Consider the following 23,081-nt stretch of genomic DNA (forward strand, 5'->3'; position numbering starts at 1 on the left):
TTTACTTATTCATCTCAATAGGACTTAATGTGAGTAACGACCAATCTCAGTCTCACGCTCAAACGACATCGACATCTCGCCGTCGATTTCTACAAGGCACCGCTGCTGCGTCTACGATCACTGGACTTGCTGGTTGTATCACAGGTAGCTCTAGTGGGAGTCGAGCAAATAGTCTCACATTTATGCAGTGGTCTGGTGAGTTCGGTGAAACTGCAGAACGTGTTTTAAAAGAGCCATTTGAAGAGGAATTTGACGTGACAATCAATCAAGTCCCACTTCCAAGCCCATCGGATATGCTCTCAAAACTCCAGGCTGGAAGTGCAGACTTTGATTTAGTCTCACACTGGGATTATACCCTTTATCGAGGCATTCAAAATGACCTATTCCAAGAAATTCCACTTGGTGAGGTTCCGAATGTTCGCGATCGAGTTCGGGATCAATTCAATCCAACGTCGGTGCAGTATGATCCAGGAAGTGAACCACACCATGCTCCGTACTCAGTCAGTGGCTGGGGAATGACATACAATACAAATGCGATGGATGAACCATCCAGTTGGGAGGATTTACTGACGGATGAGATGCAAGACAATGTGAGTCTGGCAAGTTGGATGAGTTGCTGGCTTGGTGTTGCAGCAAAACGTGCAGGTGTTCCATTCGCCGAAATTCCAAATCGAATGGATGATATATGGGCTGCAATCGGCGAATTTGATAATGCGGCGCAGACATGGTGGGGAACAGGTCAGGAAATGGAGCGACTCTTGACGAATGAGTCTGTTCTCGCCGGGTCGTTTTGGTTTGCCCGAACGTATCGGCTCCGTGTAGACAACGATGTCCCTGTCCGATACACGGTTCCCGAGGAGGGTGCTCCAGCATGGATTGAGACATACACGATTCCAAATGGAGTCGATGATTCAAAGAAACAGCTTGCGCTTGAGTTTATTGATTATATCAATCGTGAAGAGGTGCAGGAACAGTTTGGTCGCGAACTTCGATATGCGGTGCCATATGATTTCGATGATATCCCAAGTGATCATATATATAATGATCACCCAGAACTTCCACTCTTGAACACTGAACGTCTTGAACCAATGTTACAGGATATCTATAATTCGAACTATAATAATTATACAAACGAGTTCCAGCAACAAACAGGCTGATACTCACGAGATTCTGTCTTTTCGTCAGCGTTTTGAGAAAATATAATAACTCCTCATTTTGTTTCGTTGCAAATATGATCAACGATAATCAGGGCGGACAAAATAGAAATCAGCAGTTCTCCAGTCTTTGACATTATAATTATACGCCCACGTAGAACATATTTTATATCGACCATATGACAGACATTGATTTGTGACTTTGATCAAAAACAATGTGATTGGTAAAACGAATATAAACGATGTATCAAATAGCAATTAATTGCGATACTCACCGTGTCACCGTCTGTTGTACCCAACCTGTTGCACCGCTTGGGTAGGAGTCCGACTGCTCTTCAGGCTGAAGATCACCTTTACCGTCGACTGCCCGGACGATCACATCGTGGCTAGCATCACCATTAGGGTTGAACTCATGTCGCCACTGTCGCCACACATCATCACCGGGTATTGGTTCGGATAGCTCAGCATCCTCCCATGTCGACCCGCCATCGACAGAGACCTCTACACGCTTGATACCGCGGGTGCCGGCGTACGCGTGACCGGCGAGTTCGATATTACCGCTATCGAGCGTGATGGTACTCCACAGTTTAGCGACGGTGTTGACTGGACCAGTGCCATGCCAGCCGCGTTGTTCCCAGTAGCCGTCCATCTCCTCCTCAAGCAGTTCAATCTCGCTGAGCCACTTCACATTCGTCTCTCCCCAGTGACCAGGCACGAGCGCGCGCACCGGATGCCCATGCGACTGCGGGAGCGGTTGACCGTTCATCTCCCAGGCGAGAAAGGCATTTTCGAGAGCGTCAGTAGGGAACTGGACAAAATAATCATCCTCGGCGCGAAGCATCGCACAGTCACACGTTCCGTCGGGGTCAGCCTCCTCCAGCAGCGACTTAATCGGTGTCCCAGTCCAGATAGCGGTATCCATCTTTTTGCCGTTGAGATCTTCACCGACACAGCGTAGTGTTACGTAGCGATGTTCGGTCGGCATCGCGGTCAATTCGTTATAGTCGACAGTCACATCATCGCTGACTTCACCGGTGATCGTCATCGACCAGTCGTCAGCCGACACCTCGGGGTCAAACTCCGCGATATCGACATTATAGAACCCACCGATCTCGCTGACTAATCCGGGTATATCGCCGTTGATATCAAGTGTCTGAATAGTGGCTTGTTGAAACTTATCTTCGACCGCTCTGCTGACTGGGTTGGTAATAGTATTGTCTTCACTAGTGCCATTAAACCGACCGACGCCAACTGTAACACCAACGAATGCGGCTGCGCTAGCGAGGACTTGACGTCGGGTTGGACTCTGTTCAATCACGGTCCCCGATTCCACGCCAAGTGCAGTGAAAACTAATACCGGTGCGGCGGCACCAACCGCCAGCGCTGGATTACCTGTGATTGCCACGGTTACACTCCATGCAAGACCGCCAGCGAGTACGATCCCAAGCGTCGATTGTGTGAGTTGCTCGGCAACATAGATTCCAAAGAGTGCGGCTCCACCAAGCAGACCAACGGCAAGACACATCGAAAGGGCAATGTGTAAAACATGACCCCCCTCTCCGATATTCTCGATGACGAACGCAACGAGTAGACCAGGTGTAAGCCGGACAACCAGCGCATCAATAGGTGCGACAATGAATTGGCGAGTGTAGCCGGCAACCGCATAGGAACCGGCGACACCAGTAATTCCTGCAAACACTGTAATAAATAGCTGGTTATTGCTGACAGATAATCGATCTTTAATCATGCTAAAAAATTGCATGCATCATATACCAATATAGTGACACCGTCTCTCAGGCGTTTCAGTTGGAAATCCGTCTACAGTATCACATATCAACTCAAATACCATTGCATGTTGTCTCATCTTTCCTCCGTTGCGATCTATTAGATCGTCTGATTCCTCACTGGACACACTATCAGTGTCTGTGTGGCTACCAGGATACTCATCATCACTTGCAGAATCCATCATCGTATGCGTACGACGTTCTCAACATGCCAGGCAATTGAAACTGCCGGCGAATTAATATATTTCCTGTTTGGCTCTGAGTCATCCTGAACCTGGATAGTTAACGAATTTCTCCGCTGCCCGTTCAATGAGACATATAATTCGAATATACTAGCTGGATTGATTGAAGCTTGGTTTTGATTTTCGTCAGTGTATCTACTTGTTAGATATGACTATACTGGCTGTAAACTAAAGAAATTGTAGCGTCCTGACGGAGATTTGAACTCCGGTCCCTGGCTCCGCAAGCCAAGAGGATAGTCCACTACCCTACCAGGACTTATATTGAATATCATACATTCACTTATCAGCGTTACGGTGTGTAAAATTATATATTACAATTGGCATATCGACACATTGCGACAAGACCTCGCGCGTGATATCGGCAACAACGCTTTATAACGAATAATAATACCTGTTCACAATATATCGACGCAGTATTCTTATCGCGACCGTTTTTATGATTAATGAGTCACTTGCCGGCTGTGTGGGTCAAGGTCTATCATCACCGTCAGTGCCATCATCAGCAGAGAGTAACCAATCCCCAAGGTCACCAAACATCAACACAACACTCACTCAGAATGAACAATGTGAATCAGAGGGCGATGCAACGGTGAAATTCAGTTCTGATGGTGATAAGCAATCAGTCACCAGTGTTGTCATCGATGGTTGTGCTTTCGGACAAAATGGTTGCTCTATACCAATACTCACACAAACATCTCTCAATAAAGAATCCGGATCAACACAGTCAGTAAACAATGTGACCAACACCTACGCTGATACCGACTCCGTCATTACCGTTTTAATCACAACAACTGTTAATCAAAACGCTGCAGAAATGTGTACGCAGGCTCTTACCCCAGTTGGATATTCGGTCCATATGAATATTGAGTTTGATTCTTGTCTAGATGATAATGACTATGAGCACTGGACAGTTCGCGTCATTCATGAGGATATAAACGGTCGTCAGGTCGTTGCGCATATGAGAATACCACGAGAATAATGCTCATGATTATCTTCTCACTGTCACCGTTGACACGATAATTGTTAACCGATGGTCCACCCTAATACAAATATGACTATGAACACATTCACACCCCTTGCAAGCGCTACGTTACCTGTGCGTCTTAGGGCGCATATCGGTACTAATACAACAGCAACACTGAGCATGGTAGTCAAAATGACTAGTATGATACAGGATTGTATCTATCAATCTATTTTATACATCGACAATGACCAAGATGATATCAATACCTATACTGATGTGATCACAGCTTACACATCTCTAGTTCTGTCTGCAAATATGGAGGTGTCTATGTCATGAGCTCAATGGCTGATATCTATGATGAACTTGACACCGATGTCTCTCGTGAGGAGTTTGAGTCAGCTGTTGAGGATAAAGTTGATCAGATGGGTGGACTTGCCGATGAGGAAACAGCGGCGAAATTAATTGCACATGAACTCCGCGATGAAGAAGTCAAAGGCATTGCGGATATTGAACCAGGAATGGATGAAGCGAAATTCCTTGCAAAAGTGCTCCAGATTGGCGATCGTCGCACATTCGAACGTGATGGTGACGCAGAAGATGGTAGTGTAGTCAACGTTGAGGTTGCTGATTCCTCTGGGCGCATTCGCGTTGCAATGTGGGACGACATGGCTAATGATGCCATTGAACGACTTGAATCTGGACAAATTCTCCGTATTGGTGGTCGACCAAAAGATGGATTTGACGGTGTTGAGATTGATGTTGATACCGTCGAACCTGCACCTGATGCTGAGGTCAATGTTGATGTCGACTCTGTAAACACACACCGTATTGAGGATCTCTCGTTAGGTCTTTCAGATGTAAATCTTCGCGGTCGCGTGCTCAGCACTGATGAAATCCGAATTTTTGACCGTGATGATGGCTCTGAGGGTCGCGTTGCTAACCTCAGTGTTGGTGACCCTACCGGTCGTGTCCGGATTACCCTCTGGGATGACAGCGCAAGTCTTGTAGAGTCGATTACTCCAGATGATAGTATTGAGATTGTCGATGGGTACGTGCGCGAACGAGAAGGAACACTTGAATTGCATGTCGGCGACCGTGGTACAATTGAGTTAATTGACGAGGATATCGAATACGTTCCGGATGCGAACCCGATTGAGGAAGTGGTGATCGATGAGACAGCTGATATCGCTGGTGGCGTGATTGAAACAGACACAAAACGAACGTTTGATCGCGACGATGGGTCAGAAGGACAAGTTCGAAATGTCCGGATTCGTGATGAAACCGGTGATATTCGCGTTGCGTTGTGGGGTGATAAAGCCGACCTTGATATTGATCTTGCTGACTATGTCGTATGTACCGACGTCGAAATCCAGGAGGGATGGCAGGATGATCATGAGGCCTCAGCTGGATGGCGATCAACGGTCTACAGACTTGATGAACGCCCTGAAGATGCGGCAACCACAGTGGAATCGTCTACTGACCAACAACCGCAAACAACCGAAACATCAGGGCTTGATGCTTTCGCGGCGGGGTCAGAACCCGATGAAACAACAACCACCTCATCATCGACATCTCCTGATTCGATTGGTGATAACACTGACAATGAAGGTGAACAAGCTGCGTCTGATGGGGGTGCTACAACTATTGATTCCATGCATACGACCGAAAATGACGATATAACACACGACGATGTTGAGTCATTCACGGGCACGGTTGTCCAGGCCGGTAGTCCGGTTGTTCTTGATAATGGAACTGATACTCGTCGCGTTGAGACAAACGAATCGTTACGACTTGGTGAAGTTATTACCGTAACCGGACCGACAGATGGACAAACAATCACGCCTACTGAAATTGATCACTCCTGATGAAGAATCTCGCTAATATCGTCAATACCCCTGAGCGTGATGATTAATTGATTTGATTAGCTGATGCTTACGCATATAATAATCGAATTGAATCATATCAGATTACACCGGACTAGCGGACGCCGTCATATGTTTCGGTGAATATTACGTCGATGCCATATGACTGTGTGACCCCCATACTGGGGATGTATGTGACGATAGTACGGAAAGGATTATACCATACTCGTACCCGATGTATGTGTATGAGTGTCGAGCTACCGTTCGCCCCTGTGGACACTATTATCCGTGGGAAGGCCGGTGAACTTCGTGTCAGTGCGGGTGCAGCTGAGGAGTTGGCTTATCGCATCCAAACACACGGAGCCACCCTTGCGGTCACCGCTGCAAAAGAAGCGGCTGCTGATGACCGAAAAACGCTGATGGCGGCTGATTTTGATGTCCAACAGGTTATCTCACGTCGGGAACTCGAACTCCCCATTGCACCAATCGACCGTATTGCTCGCCTTCGCATTGATAACCGATACCGTGTATCGATGGACGCTCGGATTGCACTTGCGGATATTCTTGAAGACTACGCGAATAACGTCGCAAATGCGGCTGCGATCCTTGCTCGGCACGCTGATCGACGGACGATACAGGCTGAAGATATTGAAACATACTTTCAGTTGTTTGAGTAATACAATGCAGTTTGGGTACAGCGAGATTTGTCTCGCACACGATACTGGTAACCGACACCCTGAAACCGCAGACCGAATTCGAGCTATCCGCCGTGCTCTTGCAAAGCGACATGGGGCATCGTATATTGATCCGAAGCCGGCGACTGATGCAGATATTGCAACCGTTCACGATAGTGAGTATATTAGGGAGATTCGCGACTTTTGCGAATCTGGTGGCGGCAACTGGGATCCAGATACAGTTGCCTCAACAAATACATGGGAGGCAGCACTCGCCTCCGCCGGACTCGCACAGTGGGCTGCTCGTGTCGCTGTCAACGGAGCCAGCGGCCGGCAAACGCCATTTTCTGTTGGTCGTCCACCTGGACATCATGCGGTTGGAGATGACGCTATGGGATTTTGTTTTATCAATAATGCCGCTGTTGCCGCTCAAACACTCATTGATGATCCCGACTCAGGTGTTGATACAGCAGCCATTTTCGATTGGGATGTCCACCATGGAAATGGAACTCAGGATATTTTCTATGATAATGGTGATGTTCTTTATGCATCGACACATGAAGATGGTCTTTATCCTGGCACCGGGGCTATCGAGGAAACTGGTGCGGGTGATGGGAAGGGTACAACACTAAATATTCCACTCTCGGTCGGTGCTGGTGACGCAGAGTATCTTCACGTCATTAATACTATCATTCGCCCTGTTATCGAGTCATTCGACCCTGATTTATTTATTATTAGTGCAGGCTTTGATGCACACCGACATGACCCAATCTCACGGATGCGTATCTCAACAGAGGGATATGCTCTTCTCACCGATCGTGTCCGCTCGCTCGCGAGTGATGTTGATGCCGGTCTTGCATTTGTGCTTGAAGGTGGATATGGACTCGATACCCTCGCCGATGGTGTCTCAATCGTTCATGAGACATTTGATGGTCGAAAACCGCTTGACCACGATGGTGAACCAGATAAGGAAATTAAGACCCTTGCTGATGATATCCGGACAACACATGGGTTTGAATGATCCACTCAGTACCCACACACTGATGACCCCTTGAGATTACATTTCAATTCGAAATTCAGCTCAAATACGGTTAATACTCAGATACCCTAGGCCATTGGTTCAAAATACTGAGTCAGTGATTCACCAAACTCAGATGTCAAGGCTGTAATCTCATCCTCAACAAGCACTGTGTATGTATTGGCAAGCGCCTCTTCAATCTGTGCGCCAAGACCAACACTGAAAATCGACCCCGATCGAAGAAACGCTGCTGCGTCTGTCCATGTCCGCTCACGTTCGACAACATATCGATCACCGTCGATAAATGGTCCATAAGCCTCGGAATCGCTATCATAGGCTGTGTAGAATTCACCTGCATGTTCACGAACAGCGACTGGTGGACCGGTGTGACGTTCAATCGTTGGATGATACCGGTGCATGAGTTCAATAAAAAGAACCGCTTTGTCGTCTGCGAAGGTCGCTGTCCGAACAATGTCGAACCCCTCCGTCTCAAGTGCTGTTTGTATCCCTTGTATTGACTTCTGTAGTTGTGGATACAACTGGTCATCGACGATATCAGGCGAATCAAACACAAGCGCTATTGGCGATGTTCCGCGACGTTGGAGATGCGACTGAAGTGTTTCAGCGTCCATCCCTACAGTCGCCTCAGCTGGCGACTCAAAGTATGTCTGTGTTGGCTTTGTGAGAAACTGCCGTGCATAGTGTTGGAGCCGAGAGACATTTGTAGCCGAGCAGACGGCAGCAACGTTCCGCGTTGGATCTGTCGGGTCAACAACTATGAGCGGATCGTCATGAGTCGCCGTTGCATGTTCTTCCGGATCAATCTCAATCGGGGGCTGCCACTTCGCTGCAGCCTTGAGCACCCCTTCAAAATCGCCGTATTCCATCACGAGTAACTCTGTGAGATATCCTGAGAATCCACGCGTCCGGAGGTCGCTTCCATATACCCTGGTTCCCTTGAGGAACTTTTTCAACACTCGGACTGCTGCAGCAGCTGTTTCATCTATCCGCGTCTGAAGATATCGATTATGATGTGGAGTCCGATCAACTGCTGATTGGAGTTCGCTTCCAGCATCAATATTATAACATGGGACAAGGTCAATTTCAAATCCCTCAAATCTGCCAGTGATATATGGATGCTCAGCGTACTCTTCATGTCCCGATGGGAGCACAGCATTCCCTATCCTCAGTCCATACTCTTCGAGGGCTTCTCGATTAAGATCTGCTGGGAACCGAATAAAAAGATCAATATCACGGTCGCCCGCCAACCATGTGCCTCTAGCTGTTGACCCAACCTGGATTACATCTGCGTTAACCGAAAGTGACTCAATTTCAGTTATGACACGATCACGTAGCCGACCGGTGGCTTGTCGCATCGCTTCGCGTTCAGCGGCATCTGGGTCAACCTGGTCGCGTATCTGTTTGATGACCATGCGATGCTCAGATCCAAATCCGTCTCCAGAATCACCCTCACTCATGATCCATCCCCATCTTTGTCATATTTACAACTGCTATTGTCGAAAGGGTATCGATACCGCTTAAGATAGCATTACTCACCCATTCTACTGCTTCTTGACCACGAAGCGAAAGCCATATTATATTACCTCGGTTTATTTTTGAATACATTGAGCCGTCGTAGCTCAGTTGGTAGAGCACCTCGCTGTTAACGAGGTGGTCCCAGGTTCGAGCCCTGGCGACGGCGTGTTAGTTGCATTCCTGCATCTTATGCCTTTTTATCCCGTGGATTATATAAGATCATTATTACTTGGGTTGTCACAACAGTCCATTCTTACAAAGATGATTCAGAGTGAGAACTATGCTCATGAATATACCAATGGCTATCTCGGCTGTTGTGTTTTGAACTCAATCTTTGGATAATTGCTCTCACATAGGATTGTGATACTGTGACTATTCAGTGATCGTCGAAGATAACACATAAGAACGTCACTCCAAATTTTCATATGAGGGCCCTTAGCTCAGTCTGGTGAGAGCGCTCGGCTCATAACCGAGTGGTCGTTGGTTCGAATCCGACAGGGCCCATCTACTCAACCCTTGCTGTCTAATCACTGTACAAAATAGTCTTATTGATATAATGTCATGATACATCCGATGTGATCTTACCCGGCAAACATTATCTGTCTATACTGCCCTGCGATTTCAAATAGCTGATGCTGAAAATGAGCGTCCGTGAGGTAGCCAGCATGGAATGATATTCTTGAATATGCCATCCACATCAAGCTGCATAGGGTGTCTGTTCATGTTTCTTCACCTGAAGCCGTCCTCACTGTTGTAGTTATGTTGAATCTCGCAACTAGTGAGGAGTTGATTAGTCCTGCCACATATAGATATATCTCATCCATGTCAATCATTCAGACTTGTCGTATGTCTTCAGTATGGGTATGAATATAAGTATGAAAACGGTGATTCGGAAATCTTTTGAATATTACCGGAATACTGTTGTTATACGCGCAAGTCGTGCCGGTGTAGCTCAGCTGGGAGAGCGGTTCCTTTGTAAGGAATAGGTCGAGAGTTCAAATCTCTCCACCGGCTTACTGTCGTCTATTTTTCCTTATTTTCATCATCGAAAATCAGAGGGGGCTATTGGTTGAATACTTTCTTTATTGAGTTGCACCCGTGGCAGAGATAGTCGAGCCAATCTGATGTTCGCTCAATGTTTCCTCACTCAGCTCAGGTTGACGATTTCGTCACATTTCTCAATAGCTTCGTCTAAATAATGTGGTTTATAATTATAGTGACAGCTTAGGCAGTGAGCTTCACAGACCAGTATAGACAATTTGATGTTCGGATCTGATAAAGTTCATTTGATTCACACATTCTATACTCACCTCAGTCGTAACAGTGCCACACTGCCGCATTCTATACACCTATATTCGTTCTCAAATCCTGCTTCTTCCGAAAACAAACACTGAATTGCCTCCTGTGACTGGTGAGCACTCATACACTGGAAATAAGACTCGCGCCCTATTCCTGCCAAATCAACCGTCTGTATTGAGTCTGCACTGTTGACGACATACGCTGGAACACCATGGTCTAATGCCTGATTTGAGTTCATATATTCTATTGTACCTTCCCAATTAAGTGGAAATTGAACCAAACCGGATACCGGCTCACCAGACTAAAACTATCTGTGTGACCTCACCAACACATTCTATGTGGTCTCTAAATGGCACTTCACGATTGATCGATCAATATTGTGGGGCACAGCTACCTGTTGGAGTCTAGCTATATTAGTTATATATCGCCACGCTATCAACTAGCCCATCTATGTTTATGATATCAGTATGCAGTGTAATGACTCAGAACACAGTAACTGTAGGCAGCACTGAGTAATATACTTCGTGTAAGATAGTAGTCATAAAAGCTGTTGCCCCGCTTGCCAGAAGTGCTGTATTCCAGCGTTTATCATCAGCAGTACAAAGACCGAGCGCAGGGGACCATAAACTGAATGGCCATAGCGGTTTCACTTTGAATCCACCTCCTTTCGTCAGCGCGTCGGTGATGATATGGGTAAGAATAGAAATTACCACCACTCCAGCGAAAAACGCCCAGACGGTAGATGGGACTATCACTGCTGTTGAAATAAGATTATGTTCGACAGCTAATTGCTGTCCAAAATGAAATGGATAAGTGACTGTACTCGCTGAAATAAATGCAAGTATGAATGCGAACAAGACACTGTGTGTTGGTCCCCGGTGGCTAATGATACTTTCAGGGATATATTGATCTTGATCAGGAACGCGAGCATAAATCATCATCACTGTTGTTGCAATCATGCCAGTGATTATCCCTAATACGAGTACACAGACTGCTCCTACAAATAGTGTAGTTCCATAGTGTCCCTCTCGATGCATTTTGTTATACTCTGATTGTAAATGGTGTTGGCTGACGGTATTGTATACACATATATATCACTGCTCCGACATGTACTTTCCTATCGGCTCTGCACATGTTCATTTAGTGTTATCCGATATGATCTGACGCTTGATCGCGGGTGTCACACGTTTTAATAGATATATGCTCAATATCCTCCTAAATGGCTCTTTTGATATACCTCCTCTACCTTTTTTATTACACCCCTGTGAGATGTGCATATACGAGCATCTCTGGATTCTCCTCGACATATCCGTCTCTCAATGCGGTGACATACTTCTCGCAGTAAGTTCAATTGAGCAACGCGACAAGAGATATCAGTGATCTCACCGGTATATTAGTAAACATGAGCGACATACTCGGTGCGATTACCGGCACAGCGACATATGAGAAAGTAGAGATTGAAGTTCAAAACTCGCGATATAAAATAACTGGCGAACATCAGGGCAGTGAGGTTGTATATAAGGTGCCGCATGGATGTCTGCAAATAGAGGATATGCACGTTGAATTAGCGGAAGAGTCTATAATAACACTCACAGCCCCGGCTGAGACATTTATTTGGATCGATCGAATCGAGGATACTCTGAATATCACTCGAGAAAATCCAACGTAGATGTCACTCACGGTAGCCGCTGATGGCACAGTAATTCAGCATATACCAGATTAAACCGGGCAGATATTGATGACGTGGGAGATAATACTCCATATACGGTATGAAATGTACAATCATCGGCGGTGGCATACAAGCAGTTTCGACTGGCATTCTTCTTGAGTATTTGGGACATGACACGACTCTACTGAGTGATGTGTTTACATATCTTGATGGATCCGATATATCCTCAGTTGCATCAAATTACGCTGCTGCGTCGGTCTACCCAGTTGATGTTGACTCTGAACACTCCGATGATGAACTTATTGCATATGCAGAATCAACATTTGAGCCATTCTACAACACAGATAACGTGCCGGTGCGGAAACAGACCCGATTCCATCTGTCTGAAAGCAGTCACGACGATGTGATTCCCCTTCGAATGGGAGCTCGAGACATTGCATCATATGATCCGTACGTGCCCTCACGGAAGGGTAAATCTGCCCGTAATGGATACGTTTGTAAGGAATACTTTGTTGAGATGCCTGAGTATATGTCTCTTTTATTTCGTACGTATCGTCGGCTTGGCGGGACACTCAATCGACGGAGAATCACACCCGATGAAGTCTCCACCCTTCCTGGTATCGTATTTAATTGTTCGGGCTATGGAAGTCGCACTTTGTTTAATGATGACTCAATGCGAGCTATCAAAGGACACATTCTCATGATACCGGCTGAAGATCTCGCCCCATTTCCGTTTTCATATAATTACACATCCACAGACCACAACTCAAGCGTCTATATGTACTCACGACAGGACATGATCCTCTTCGGTGGGTCACATCTCATGGGCACTATTATCGATGGTGAATGGAATGGAGACTCACCGACATCACCGATGCAGATCGATGATGAGATAGTTCCTGCCCGTGTCTATACAGTTAATACGGACATCATGTCTCCACATGCGAATATTCATAAAAATTCAATAACTGCGACCCACGGATACCGACCATACCGGACAGCAGGAATTCGTATTGAAATGGATGCTGATGAGATAATACATAATTATGGTCACGGCGGAGCCGGTGTTTCACTGTCATGGTGGTCTGCAGTTCAGGCGGTCACACATATCGATACAGTCAGCACGTCAATACTCTCATCGATCGCGACAACGCTCGGAAAAACAGCGGTATAGCATTATTTCAGCGTCGACCGGACGCAAGCCAGTACTGATCTAGTGAAGTACGTTATCATGTTATGCACACAAACTGATTACATATATTTTATATTATATTAACAACACATGCCATTCATTACGTTAAATATCATATTACAGCAGAAATCAGGTACTGAGTATAAACTCGCCGATTTCGAAGTGGCAGGGTTGAATAAATATTTATAAATAGCTACATATAGCTCTATAATAATATGACGTCAAATCAGACTCGACGACGCTTTCTTGGGGTAGTTGGTGCAGCAGGTATCACAGGTCTCGCTGGTTGTAGTGGCGGCGGCGATTCCGGTGGTGAGGAAACCGAGACAGAAGCTGACGCTGACACAGAGTCAGACATGACAGAGATAGATGAGTCGGTGGAAACAGAGACTGAGGGTGAAACATCACGTCTGAGCTGGCATGCTGGTGGAACTGGTGGGACATATTTCCCTCTTTCAAATGAGTTCAAGACAGTTGTTGAGGACAACACCGACTTTTCTTTGACTGTTCAATCAACCGGTGCGAGTGTTGAAAATGTTGGTAGTCTCGCCGACGGATCTGCAGACTTCGCGCTTATTCAGAATGACGTTGCATTCTTTGCAAAGAATGGAACAGGGATTGATGCATTTGATGGAAATCCTATCGATAATCTTCGTGGCGTTGCTACACTCTATCCGGAGACGATCACGGTTGTCACACTCGCTGATAGCAATATCAGCACACTCTCAGATCTAAGTGGGGCAACGATCAATACAGGTGATCTCGGATCAGGCACTCAAGTTAATGCAAATCAAATTCTTGAAGCGGTCGGTATCACTGATTTCACTGAGCAGAATGCTGGTTTTTCACAAGCATCAGAACAGTTAGCCAATGGTGATATTGACGCCGCCTTTGTCGTCGGCGGGTGGCCAGTCGGTGCAATTGAAGATCTCGCAACAACAAATGACATTGAAATCGTCCCGATTGAGGGCGAGAACCGTCAGACCGTCAAGGGTGCGGCTTCATGGTTTGCTGATGATACCATCCCTGCGGGAACATACAATGGTGTCAGTGAGACGACTGAGACAATCGCTGTTCAAGCGATGATTGCAACACGTGCTGGACTTGATGCAAACGTTGTCGAAGCTGTTACAACGGCACTGTTTGAGAACGCTGATGCGCTCACGATTAAAACCGAATTCATCTCAACTGGCAGCGCACAAGATGGGATGTCGATTGAACTCCATGAGGGAGCAACGGCATTCTTCGAAAACTGATAACCATCTCTTGAACAAATAGTCCCCGCAATTAGTTGATTCCCGATTTAATTAATTACTCACACGATATATACACACTTGCTTTCGAATGCTGATACTGACGCTGTGGGTTGATCTATAAATCTATATTCAAGCTATGAGTGATTACATTACATTAGATTCGTATCGATTCTCAATAGCTTTTGATATCACAATATTGCCTCTGTTGGTACTCATCCACAGAAGCCATTACTCTTAAAAACTGAATCCATACCAGTCATAACGCAATCAGAGAAGACAAATCACGAATGCAATATACGACAACTGTACGATTTGTTATCGGATTGGGTATTATTGTTCTTATCGTTGCTTCGGTAGGAACGTCAATAGCACCAGGATTCGTCCTCATTGTTGAAGACGCCGACACAGAAGAGACGTACATTCATCAGCCAGTCACCAATGGAACGACGTTTTCAATCGAATATACTCACAGCGTTGAGAAAACCCGTGTTTCTGATGAGTACCAGGTTTCCGGTCAGCAGCTTATCAATACACGGATGGAGTTTGAATCATATGGCTGGGGACTTCCGACAAGTGTCAGTGTAACGAATCGCAATGGGACGTTCGTGTATGAGCCGTCAGACCCAATCACAACAATGTCCGAACTCTTTTTATCACCTGGTCGGATTGCAAATCATACACTCATTGTTAGCGACCAGCGTTATAGTCTTATCACACAAACCAACGCGAATGATGTCCGGATTCACATTGAACGACAGTCGCCGATGGAACGGGTCGTATGAGCACTGACACGCCTCCTGAGGATTCTAATTCCACAACAAAACCCGATAACAACAGCACTACGCAGTCTGTTTCAGATACCGAGGATACAACAGAACTCATCGATGAGATTGAACGCCGGCGTTCTCTCACTGGTGTTGCGGCTATTATTACGGCGGCAATCGGTGTGCTCTTCTCGACGTTTCAATTGTTATTAGCTGCACAAAGTTTTACGATAACAGTTTGGGCACCAATTATCGGCACGATCGACATCTCATTACAATTGTTACAGGCAAATGCCATTCATGTTGTATTCGCGCTTGTGCTCACGTTCTTATTATTTCCAGCAACGATGGGGGAGGGTTTTATTTCACGAGCGCTCGGTCGCGCATACACTACCGTTACTGATACTCTAAGTGAGTCAAACCCACTCACTCAGACACTTACTGTCGTTGCAACCGCCCTTCGGTGGCTGTTTGTTGATCCTCATCGCCGCCGTATCACGCCATTTGATGGCATCAGCATTACTGCAGCTATCCTCGCGGCGACATACTTCATCACTGATTTTGAGGAAATCCAGCGGATGCGTGTGTTTGGTCTTGAGTCAGGACGTCCAGTTGTTGACATCTACCCGGTACTTGATCCACTCTTTGGTGGCATGCCCGTCATTGGTGACATCTCATACGCACTATTATTAGGTGTCATCGGCATCCTGCTTGTTCTTGAAGCGACACGACGAACGCTCGGACTTCCATTGATGCTTATTGTTGCGACATTCATTGTGTATGCCCGATGGGGGTATCTCATCAGCACAACAACACCATTGTTAGGATTACTTGCGATTCCTGAACTGACATGGCCAGATATTATCCAGAATCTCTGGTATAATACCGAAAACGGTGTTTTTGGAATTCCAGTTACCGTTTCAGTTAGTTTTATTTATATTTTTATTCTGTTTGGTGCATTCTTAGAAATGAGTGGTGCTGGTCAATGGTTTATTGATCTGGCATACGCGCTCACGGGTCGGCAAAAAGGTGGTCCGGCAAAAGCGAGCATCCTCGCTAGTGGGTTTATGGGAACCATTTCAGGCTCTTCAATCGCCAATACGGTCACAACGGGTGCATTTACTATCCCGTTGATGAAACAATCAGGGTACTCCGCTGAGTTCTCTGGAGCTGTTGAGTCCTCATCATCATCAGGTGGACAGATCCTCCCCCCAGTAATGGGTGCTGCAGCGTTTTTAATGGTACAGTATACCGCTACCCCATTTGCAGATATTATCATTCTTGCGACAATCCCTGCGGTTGTGTTTTTCTTTGGTGTGTGGGTGATGGTACATCTCAAAGCCGTTGAGGAGGGTATTGGTGGTGTCGATAAAACAGAGCTCGTTTCACTTCGTGAACATTTCTTTGATGGGTGGTATTATATTCTCCCAATTATATTGCTGCTATTTTATTTGATTATTGAACGACTCTCAGTTTCTCGCTCAGCATGGTTCACTCTCATCTCACTCGTAGCACTCATTGCACTTGTCGGTGCATATAACAAGAATACCCGTGGTGCACTTGTGACGTCGCTCGCGGCTATCATTGGCGTGGAACTACTTACCCACGTCTTCGTCGGTGTTTCAGTTATCGATTTTATCACTGGTGTACGTGCAGATGCTATGAGTATTGATGTTGCGATAGATACTGTTTTACCTCGAATTGGCTGGTACACAATCGCAGCGAGTGCGCTCACACTCTTGATTAATCCAAAGGCGTCTTCTGCACATCTCGAATTAAATCCGTCAGTTCTGAATACGATTGAAGATGTTACGTCACGAACGAACACTAATGTTGGTGATTATCAACTGTTCCGGCTAGGCACGTTCGTATTCGAATCAATGGAAGATGGTGCCCGGACCGCTGTCCCAGTCGTCATCGCTGTTGCTGCCGCAGGGATCATTCCAGGTGTTATTAGCGTATCTGGGCTGGGACCTAACCTTACGTCATTGTTGCTTGTACTTTCTGGTGGCTCTGTGGTTATCATGCTCGTTGTCACCGCATTTGCAAGTATCATTCTGGGCATGGGAATGCCAACGACAGTTACATACATTATTCTTATCTCAATGCTGGCGAGCCCACTCGTTGAGTTTGGAATCCCATTGCTGGCAGCACACTTATTTATTCTGTACTTTGGAGTAATCGCTGACATCACTCCCCCGGTCGCTGTTGCTGCTTATGCTGCCAGTGGAGTTGCCAAATCAGATCCATTCGAAACAGGCGTCAAGGCATTTTCACTCTCATTAAACAAGGCAATTGTTCCTTTTGCGTTTGTGCTTGCGCCGGGCATTGTCCTATTACGTCGAAAGTCAAACGCTGCAGAACTCCCCCTTCGTGAGCGATATCGTGTAATTGAATTTGCAGATCTCCTCAATCTGTCATACGCTATTCCAGAGATTGTAATTCCAGTTATTGGTGTATTTACCGGCGTTGTAGCCTTAGGAATCACTGTTATTGGAACGTTGTATACACAAGCATCACCGGTGGAACGGGTAGGGTTCGCCAGCAGCTCGCTTCTATTAATGTCTCCACAACTTCTCTGGACGACTGTGCGTGATGTCTCCGAGTTCCTTGGGACAACTCTCATCATCAATGGATCAATAATCGAACTCATTCTCCGCGGGGGTGGACTTGCTATATTTATTATCCTGGCTGTGCGAAATCGAAGGGATGCAGCGATATAACCGGTAGATCATCCACCAAATGTACATCCTATAGGAGGCGATTAGAGAGTATCGTATCTTGATAATAGCTAATCTCGCCTGTCGCCGTTTTTTCCGACGGATTCATACCAGTTACGAGCTTATAAATCAATAATACACTGATGAGCGATAACGTGGGAAATAATGCCGAAATCACGTCGGTTCCAATGCTATCAGATATCCCTACTCCCACCGAAGCGATTACGACTGCCGATAACGCCGACACTAATATCAACATCGGTTCTGACAATACTGAAACGTCATCTGCCCTGAATGGCTGTGTCATCTGGCATCGTAAACATCTCCGAACCGCTGACCACCGAGCGCTTGCGAATGCTGTTGCCGATGCAGATGTCATCTGCCCGCTGTTCGTTTTCGATCCATCGTTTTATGATGGTGATGGGTTAGCATGCGATGCTCGGATACGACTTTTACATGAAGCTGTCAACAGTCTCAATCAATTATATATAACTGCTCCTGCGCAATCACTCACACATCCAGGGGCTGCATCTCACAGTTATCTCTCCAAGGAGACATCTGTTGAACCGCAGCAGACGTTTACTAAATCTGAGGATTCCAGCACGAATTCCAACCCAATTTCAGCTGAGCCACTGCAGATAAAAAAAGATGATACCCATCCAACACTCCCATCAACACTGAAGTCTGAGTATAGATCAGGGCTTACGATTGGATATGGCGATCCAGTAGATATCCTCTCACACTTCGCTGATCGTGGATGGTCGATACTGACAATGGCAACACCGACCAGTCGGTACGGGAAACGTCGTGATAACCGCGCTCAATCGGTTTGTGGTGATGCTTTGAGGTTTATTTCTGGTGATGGACTCATACGCGATACAGAGTGGTCACGAGTAAATTGGCAGGATCATATTACTGAGTGGCTGGGGGCTGAACAGCACGTTCCTGAGTGGAGTGCAGATACATTACAACTCACGGTCCCAACCGGTATTACACCATCTGTTATCGAAACGACACATGACATCAATCCACAAAAGACAATGGTCCCAACCGGAACACATCGCGCTGCAACAACGCAATTACGAGGATTCGTTGACCAAATTGGATCGTATCCAAACAATATTTCTGCACCACAGGACGCTCGAACAGGGACGAGCGGGCTTTCGCCGTATCTTAATTTTGGATTACTCTCAATTCGGCAAGTGTATCAATACGTGGTCGATAACGCGCCTGAGTGCCGCGGTCGACGAATGTTTATGAGTCGACTAATCTGGAACTGTCACTATAATCAAAAACTTGCTGATTGGGCAGGATGGACTGATCGCGCAGTCAATCCTGCATTCGAAGAATTCAATGCAGACCGTCATAATCCGGCGTTAGTAGACGCGTGGAAACACGGACAAACCGGGTTCCCGATGGTCGATGCCTCTATGCGGTGTCTCCGCGAAACTGGCTGGTTGAATTTCAGAATGCGTGCAATGTGTGTATCCATTTTCACACATATCCTGCAGCAGCCGTGGTGGATCGGTGCTGACTGGTATCATCATCATCTCATTGACAGCGATGTCGGTATTAATTACACACAGTGGCAGAGTCAGGCGGGTCTTATTGGCAAGCCATCTCAACGAGTGTATAATCCCCGAAAACAAGTCCGTGATCATGACCCTGATGGAGAGTGGATTACAAAATGGGTTCCTGAGTTGTCTGATCTCCCCACACAGTATCTCCCTCGACCCGAGCGGACACCACTCGCAGTTCAATCTGAGTGTAGTGTGACCATCGGTGATGATTATCCACAGCCGATTGTTGAGTTTGATGCCCGTCGTGAAACATTCTGGTCGCGATATGAGCGACGACGTTCGGAAGCAGCACGTGAACTCGCTCGCCCGAAAATCGCAAAGCGAGCATCTTTCTCTGGTGGCTATGATGCTGCACGAGCTATTGCAAAACGCTATGATGTGGACGATTCGAACAATGACTCCGATGATATACAGCTATCATTTTCTGAAATCACGACTACAAATACGAACAACACCTCCAGCGACGATATTAATCCTGCGGTTAATGAACTAGATACCACAGACAACACGACTCCTGATTCATCAATGATACTAAATGAGTCAGCTATATCCGTTCCAACAGGCACTGGTGACTCTGCTGGTGAGCCCTCTCCGGACGATCGTGAAGCTGTTTCAGATACATTTCACAGATCAACAGCTGACACGACCGATTCCTCCGGTGATGATAACCTAAAAGTGGAGACCGAGACCGATACCCAGACAGATGAACAAACTACTATTGGAACCTTTGAATAACCGGTTTTGTCCGCCTAAATACCAGGCGAGTTTGACCCTTTATATAGCTAGCAGTGTTATATTACATATCTGATATGCTTGGGCTCAGATTCTTTGCGTGTAATATCTGTGAAACTGTGATGGCTGTTCCAACAGAGCCGTCTCGCTGTCATGACTGTCAGAATGGAGATATCGCTGAAATCTCTGGGACAGTTCAGTCAGATACCTATTTTATGACCTCTGAAAACCATTCATAAATGATATTCTCTGCTCAGTCATGACTCAGTGTTTATATGCACGTATGTTTTGTCAGCTTTTCAGATAATTAATAACTGATAATAGTGGATTCTAAGTACCGAGATGGGCTTCTTGCGATAATAACCGGTGGGGCACTTATTGGAACGGTAGCTATATTCAACACCGAATTAGACACAAATATTGAATTGGCTAAAACTATTTTTACCGTGCGGCCCGCTGCTATAGGAATATTCGGTATGGTTGCTATTGAATTGATGTGTCTATACGATTCAGACCGGACACAGACAATCTGGAATCGTCGCTCTATTCAATTTAGTAGCATTATGACTGTCGTCACAGTAAGCGGACTCACACTAATGAGTAATATACATTGGGTATTCGCTGCACTTCTATGGGGGCTGCTCGCGTATCTGGTATTACTTATTGTCGTGATCATCACGGGTGAGAACCCACTTTCTAGATTGACCGTCTCCCGCAACTGAAGATATAACTCGGGTGAAATTCAATCGAAGTGGAAGTGACTCTATTATGATACAGTCCAGACACTCTACATGACTACACAGTAATCAAAAATATACATTTTTTCACGCCGCACACTCATACTGAGATCAAAAACGCATCAACTAATTACGATTACTCACAGTCGGGGTAACTGTGACACTCACTGTCCGCGTTCGGGGTCCATCACACTCAATCAGTAAAACCGACTGCCATGTGCCTGTTGTGAGTCTGCCGTCGGTTACCGGAATAGTTGCACTTGCTCCAATGAGCATTGCACGAATATGCGAATCAGCGTTTCCATCGAGCTCATCATGTTGCCAACCGGTATTATCGATTAGCTCGTCAAGTGCTGTCTCAAAGTCGTTCTGTAGTCGATTTTCAGCCTCATTCACCGTCACTGCAGCAGTTGTATGTTCAATGAATACTGTTGCTATGCCTGTTGCTTCGTCCGGTATCGCGTCACAAACCTGTTCTGTGATGTCCCTGACCGATAGCCGGTTGTTTGTTGATATCTCAAATCGTGTCTGTGCCTGTGAGTGCTGCATTGTAGTTATAATTATAGCACTTTGATAAGTTCTGTCGCAGCCTCATCGACGTCAGCTTCATTCTCAACAAGATGGATTGGAACATTCACCGAACTTGCATACTGCATTCCAGCTGTTCGATTGAGATCCTGCTCAAATGCAACTGTCACATCACTTGTTGATCCGTACCCACGATCGCTTTTGTCACGACGAGTTTGTATTGTCTCTACTTGTGCTTCAACCAGTACAAACTGATCCGGAGCTAATTCACGAAGCACGTCATCAGGAAGTCCCGGAAGGTACCCAGCGTCAGTTCGGACAGCAAGGTGTGTCGTTAATAAAACAGCCGTCTCCTGTGCTGCATCGGCAACATACTCACTTGCACGACGTTGTAGTCGCAGGGTTTCTCGACGCTCAAGCTCACCGAGTTCAGCTCGACTTGTTGCTAGGTCATCCATAGCAGCCTGCTCAAGCATCACATCACCAAAGTTGATTAACTGATACTCATCGGTAAGTTGTCGACGTGCTGTTCGTACAAGCGTTGACAGTCCGACCCCAGGCACACCTGCGATAATTGTTATAGACATAATTGAATCGAATTAGAAATGAACAATTTCATCATCATCTGTATTTGAGGAGATACCGCTTCGATCATCGTAGTATTTGCGTCCGATGAAGGCATCACCAACACAAGTCAATAGTGTATCGTATAGTTCATCTGCATGTGTGAACTGCTCAACCCCTGATCGCTCTAGAATATCTCCGATACTCTCATCATCACCATTCGGTGCCTCGAGCTTCTGTTCACCAATTAATTTAATAACTGTTTCAGAAGAAGCCGGAAAGTCTAATTCACGAACAAAAAGATCCCGAGTTTCTGGTAATCGCATCGTATACGCGATTTACTCTCACCCAATTGTAAAGCATTACCGGGTTGCATCTTCATCAACATTAGTATATATAATTTATTGAATGCCACTGCATGCACACATGTGTATGTATTATGACATACCCATCTCAATCCTTCTGTCATTCGCATTAGTGGATACTAATGATATCGACAATCGATGATTGACACTTATATCTATTGATCACGATTTACACGTGTATCTACTATCAGAGAGGATTCAAAATACGGGAATAATATTGATATTATCGATAATATGATTTCTTACCCAGTGTAAAGCACACAATAATTTCGTTTCGAATATCGCCAGATGTGCTAGACTGCATCGAATCACCGTATCCTGAGCAACTGCTGAGACCACTACTGAAAGAGTAATCAACCTCCAGGAGTAATAGTGAATTAGCAATAATCTATCTCATTCGAAAAAGCCTATTCATTGTTTCTAGGGGAATGCGTCGATGTA

18 protein-coding genes and 4 tRNA genes are annotated in these 23,081 nt (G+C 45.9%); 15 read left to right on the plus strand and 7 right to left on the minus strand.

Going from position 1 to position 23,081, the window contains the following annotated elements:
* Positions 1-29: 29 nt before the first annotated feature.
* A complete protein-coding gene (locus J07HQW2_RS11330) occupies positions 30-1,157 on the plus strand; it encodes an ABC transporter substrate-binding protein (RefSeq protein ID WP_021055662.1) in 1,128 nt (375 codons plus the stop codon).
* Between the two features lie 268 nt (positions 1,158-1,425).
* Here the strand turns inward: J07HQW2_RS11330 and J07HQW2_RS11335 are convergent, their stop codons facing one another.
* Both J07HQW2_RS11335 and J07HQW2_RS11345 read right to left on the minus strand, forming a co-directional pair.
* Positions 1,426-2,901, minus strand: coding sequence for a molybdopterin-dependent oxidoreductase (locus J07HQW2_RS11335; protein ID WP_048075260.1), 1,476 nt, complete (start codon positions 2,899-2,901; stop codon positions 1,426-1,428).
* A 462-nt stretch (positions 2,902-3,363) separates the two neighbouring features.
* A tRNA-Arg gene (locus J07HQW2_RS11345) sits at positions 3,364-3,436 on the minus strand.
* A 207-nt stretch (positions 3,437-3,643) separates the two neighbouring features.
* Here J07HQW2_RS11345 and J07HQW2_RS11350 point away from each other — a divergent pair.
* The 4 genes from J07HQW2_RS11350 to J07HQW2_RS11370 all read left to right on the plus strand — a co-directional run bounded on the left by J07HQW2_RS11350 (position 3,644) and on the right by J07HQW2_RS11370 (position 7,701).
* On the plus strand, positions 3,644-4,159 hold the full coding sequence (locus J07HQW2_RS11350; RefSeq protein ID WP_303704098.1) for a hypothetical protein: 516 nt from the start codon (positions 3,644-3,646) through the stop codon (positions 4,157-4,159).
* Positions 4,160-4,476: 317 nt separating this feature from the next.
* Positions 4,477-6,009 carry a single-stranded DNA binding protein gene (locus J07HQW2_RS11360; RefSeq protein WP_021055667.1) on the plus strand — a complete coding sequence of 511 codons (1,533 nt, stop codon included), beginning with the start codon at positions 4,477-4,479 and terminating at the stop codon, positions 6,007-6,009.
* Between the two features lie 242 nt (positions 6,010-6,251).
* A complete protein-coding gene (locus J07HQW2_RS11365; protein ID WP_048075262.1) occupies positions 6,252-6,683 on the plus strand; it encodes a histone family protein in 432 nt (143 codons plus the stop codon).
* 4 nt (positions 6,684-6,687) lie between these two features.
* Entirely contained in the window at positions 6,688-7,701 is a 1,014-nt protein-coding gene (locus J07HQW2_RS11370; RefSeq protein WP_021055669.1) for a histone deacetylase family protein, read from the plus strand.
* 86 nt (positions 7,702-7,787) lie between these two features.
* On the opposite strand, the gene cca is transcribed toward J07HQW2_RS11370, so the two are convergent.
* Entirely contained in the window at positions 7,788-9,176 is a 1,389-nt protein-coding gene (gene cca / locus J07HQW2_RS11375; RefSeq protein ID WP_021055670.1) for a CCA tRNA nucleotidyltransferase, read from the minus strand.
* 151 nt (positions 9,177-9,327) lie between these two features.
* Between cca and J07HQW2_RS11380 the strand changes: the two genes are divergently transcribed.
* From J07HQW2_RS11380 to J07HQW2_RS11390, 3 genes are all read left to right on the plus strand, one after another.
* Positions 9,328-9,400: transfer RNA gene (locus J07HQW2_RS11380), tRNA-Asn, on the plus strand.
* A gap of 263 nt (positions 9,401-9,663) precedes the next feature.
* Positions 9,664-9,738: transfer RNA gene (locus J07HQW2_RS11385), tRNA-Ile, on the plus strand.
* Between the two features lie 437 nt (positions 9,739-10,175).
* Positions 10,176-10,248 (plus strand) — tRNA-Thr (locus J07HQW2_RS11390).
* A gap of 767 nt (positions 10,249-11,015) precedes the next feature.
* On the opposite strand, the gene J07HQW2_RS11400 is transcribed toward J07HQW2_RS11390, so the two are convergent.
* Positions 11,016-11,570 carry a metal-dependent hydrolase gene (locus J07HQW2_RS11400; protein ID WP_021055673.1) on the minus strand — a complete coding sequence of 185 codons (555 nt, stop codon included), beginning with the start codon at positions 11,568-11,570 and terminating at the stop codon, positions 11,016-11,018.
* A gap of 365 nt (positions 11,571-11,935) precedes the next feature.
* Between J07HQW2_RS11400 and J07HQW2_RS11405 the strand changes: the two genes are divergently transcribed.
* From J07HQW2_RS11405 to J07HQW2_RS11435, 7 genes are all read left to right on the plus strand, one after another.
* Positions 11,936-12,202 (plus strand): hypothetical protein, encoded by a 267-nt coding sequence (locus tag J07HQW2_RS11405; RefSeq protein WP_021055674.1) that lies wholly within the window; start codon positions 11,936-11,938, stop codon positions 12,200-12,202.
* A gap of 100 nt (positions 12,203-12,302) precedes the next feature.
* A complete protein-coding gene (locus J07HQW2_RS11410) occupies positions 12,303-13,376 on the plus strand; it encodes an FAD-dependent oxidoreductase (protein ID WP_021055675.1) in 1,074 nt (357 codons plus the stop codon).
* A 233-nt stretch (positions 13,377-13,609) separates the two neighbouring features.
* Entirely contained in the window at positions 13,610-14,650 is a 1,041-nt protein-coding gene (locus J07HQW2_RS11415; protein ID WP_021055677.1) for a TAXI family TRAP transporter solute-binding subunit, read from the plus strand.
* 287 nt (positions 14,651-14,937) lie between these two features.
* Positions 14,938-15,432: a DUF1850 domain-containing protein gene (locus J07HQW2_RS11420; protein WP_021055678.1), complete on the plus strand. Its 495-nt coding sequence runs from the start codon at positions 14,938-14,940 to the stop codon at positions 15,430-15,432.
* Positions 15,429-18,137: a TRAP transporter permease gene (locus tag J07HQW2_RS11425; RefSeq protein WP_021055679.1), complete on the plus strand. Its 2,709-nt coding sequence runs from the start codon at positions 15,429-15,431 to the stop codon at positions 18,135-18,137. The genes J07HQW2_RS11420 and J07HQW2_RS11425 overlap by 4 nt, the downstream gene beginning before the upstream one ends.
* Positions 18,138-18,277: 140 nt before the next feature.
* A complete protein-coding gene (locus tag J07HQW2_RS11430) occupies positions 18,278-20,449 on the plus strand; it encodes a cryptochrome/deoxyribodipyrimidine photo-lyase family protein (protein ID WP_021055680.1) in 2,172 nt (723 codons plus the stop codon).
* A gap of 320 nt (positions 20,450-20,769) precedes the next feature.
* The gene (locus J07HQW2_RS11435) at positions 20,770-21,168 is read left to right on the plus strand and encodes a hypothetical protein (protein ID WP_021055682.1); all 399 of its coding nucleotides are present in this window, start codon (positions 20,770-20,772) and stop codon (positions 21,166-21,168) included.
* Positions 21,169-21,309: 141 nt separating this feature from the next.
* On the opposite strand, the gene J07HQW2_RS11440 is transcribed toward J07HQW2_RS11435, so the two are convergent.
* From J07HQW2_RS11440 to J07HQW2_RS11450, 3 genes are read right to left on the minus strand one after another with little or no spacing between them, the layout of a single operon-like run.
* Positions 21,310-21,732: a secondary thiamine-phosphate synthase enzyme YjbQ gene (locus J07HQW2_RS11440; RefSeq protein ID WP_021055683.1), complete on the minus strand. Its 423-nt coding sequence runs from the start codon at positions 21,730-21,732 to the stop codon at positions 21,310-21,312.
* A gap of 11 nt (positions 21,733-21,743) precedes the next feature.
* The gene (locus tag J07HQW2_RS11445; RefSeq protein WP_021055684.1) at positions 21,744-22,298 is read right to left on the minus strand and encodes an adenylate kinase; all 555 of its coding nucleotides are present in this window, start codon (positions 22,296-22,298) and stop codon (positions 21,744-21,746) included.
* Between the two features lie 12 nt (positions 22,299-22,310).
* Positions 22,311-22,601, minus strand: coding sequence for a DUF5789 family protein (locus J07HQW2_RS11450; protein WP_021055685.1), 291 nt, complete (start codon positions 22,599-22,601; stop codon positions 22,311-22,313).
* Positions 22,602-23,081: the final 480 nt, after the last annotated feature.

The organism is Haloquadratum walsbyi J07HQW2, from assembly GCF_000415985.1.
Classification (GTDB): Archaea; Halobacteriota; Halobacteria; order Halobacteriales; family Haloferacaceae; genus Haloquadratum; species Haloquadratum walsbyi_B.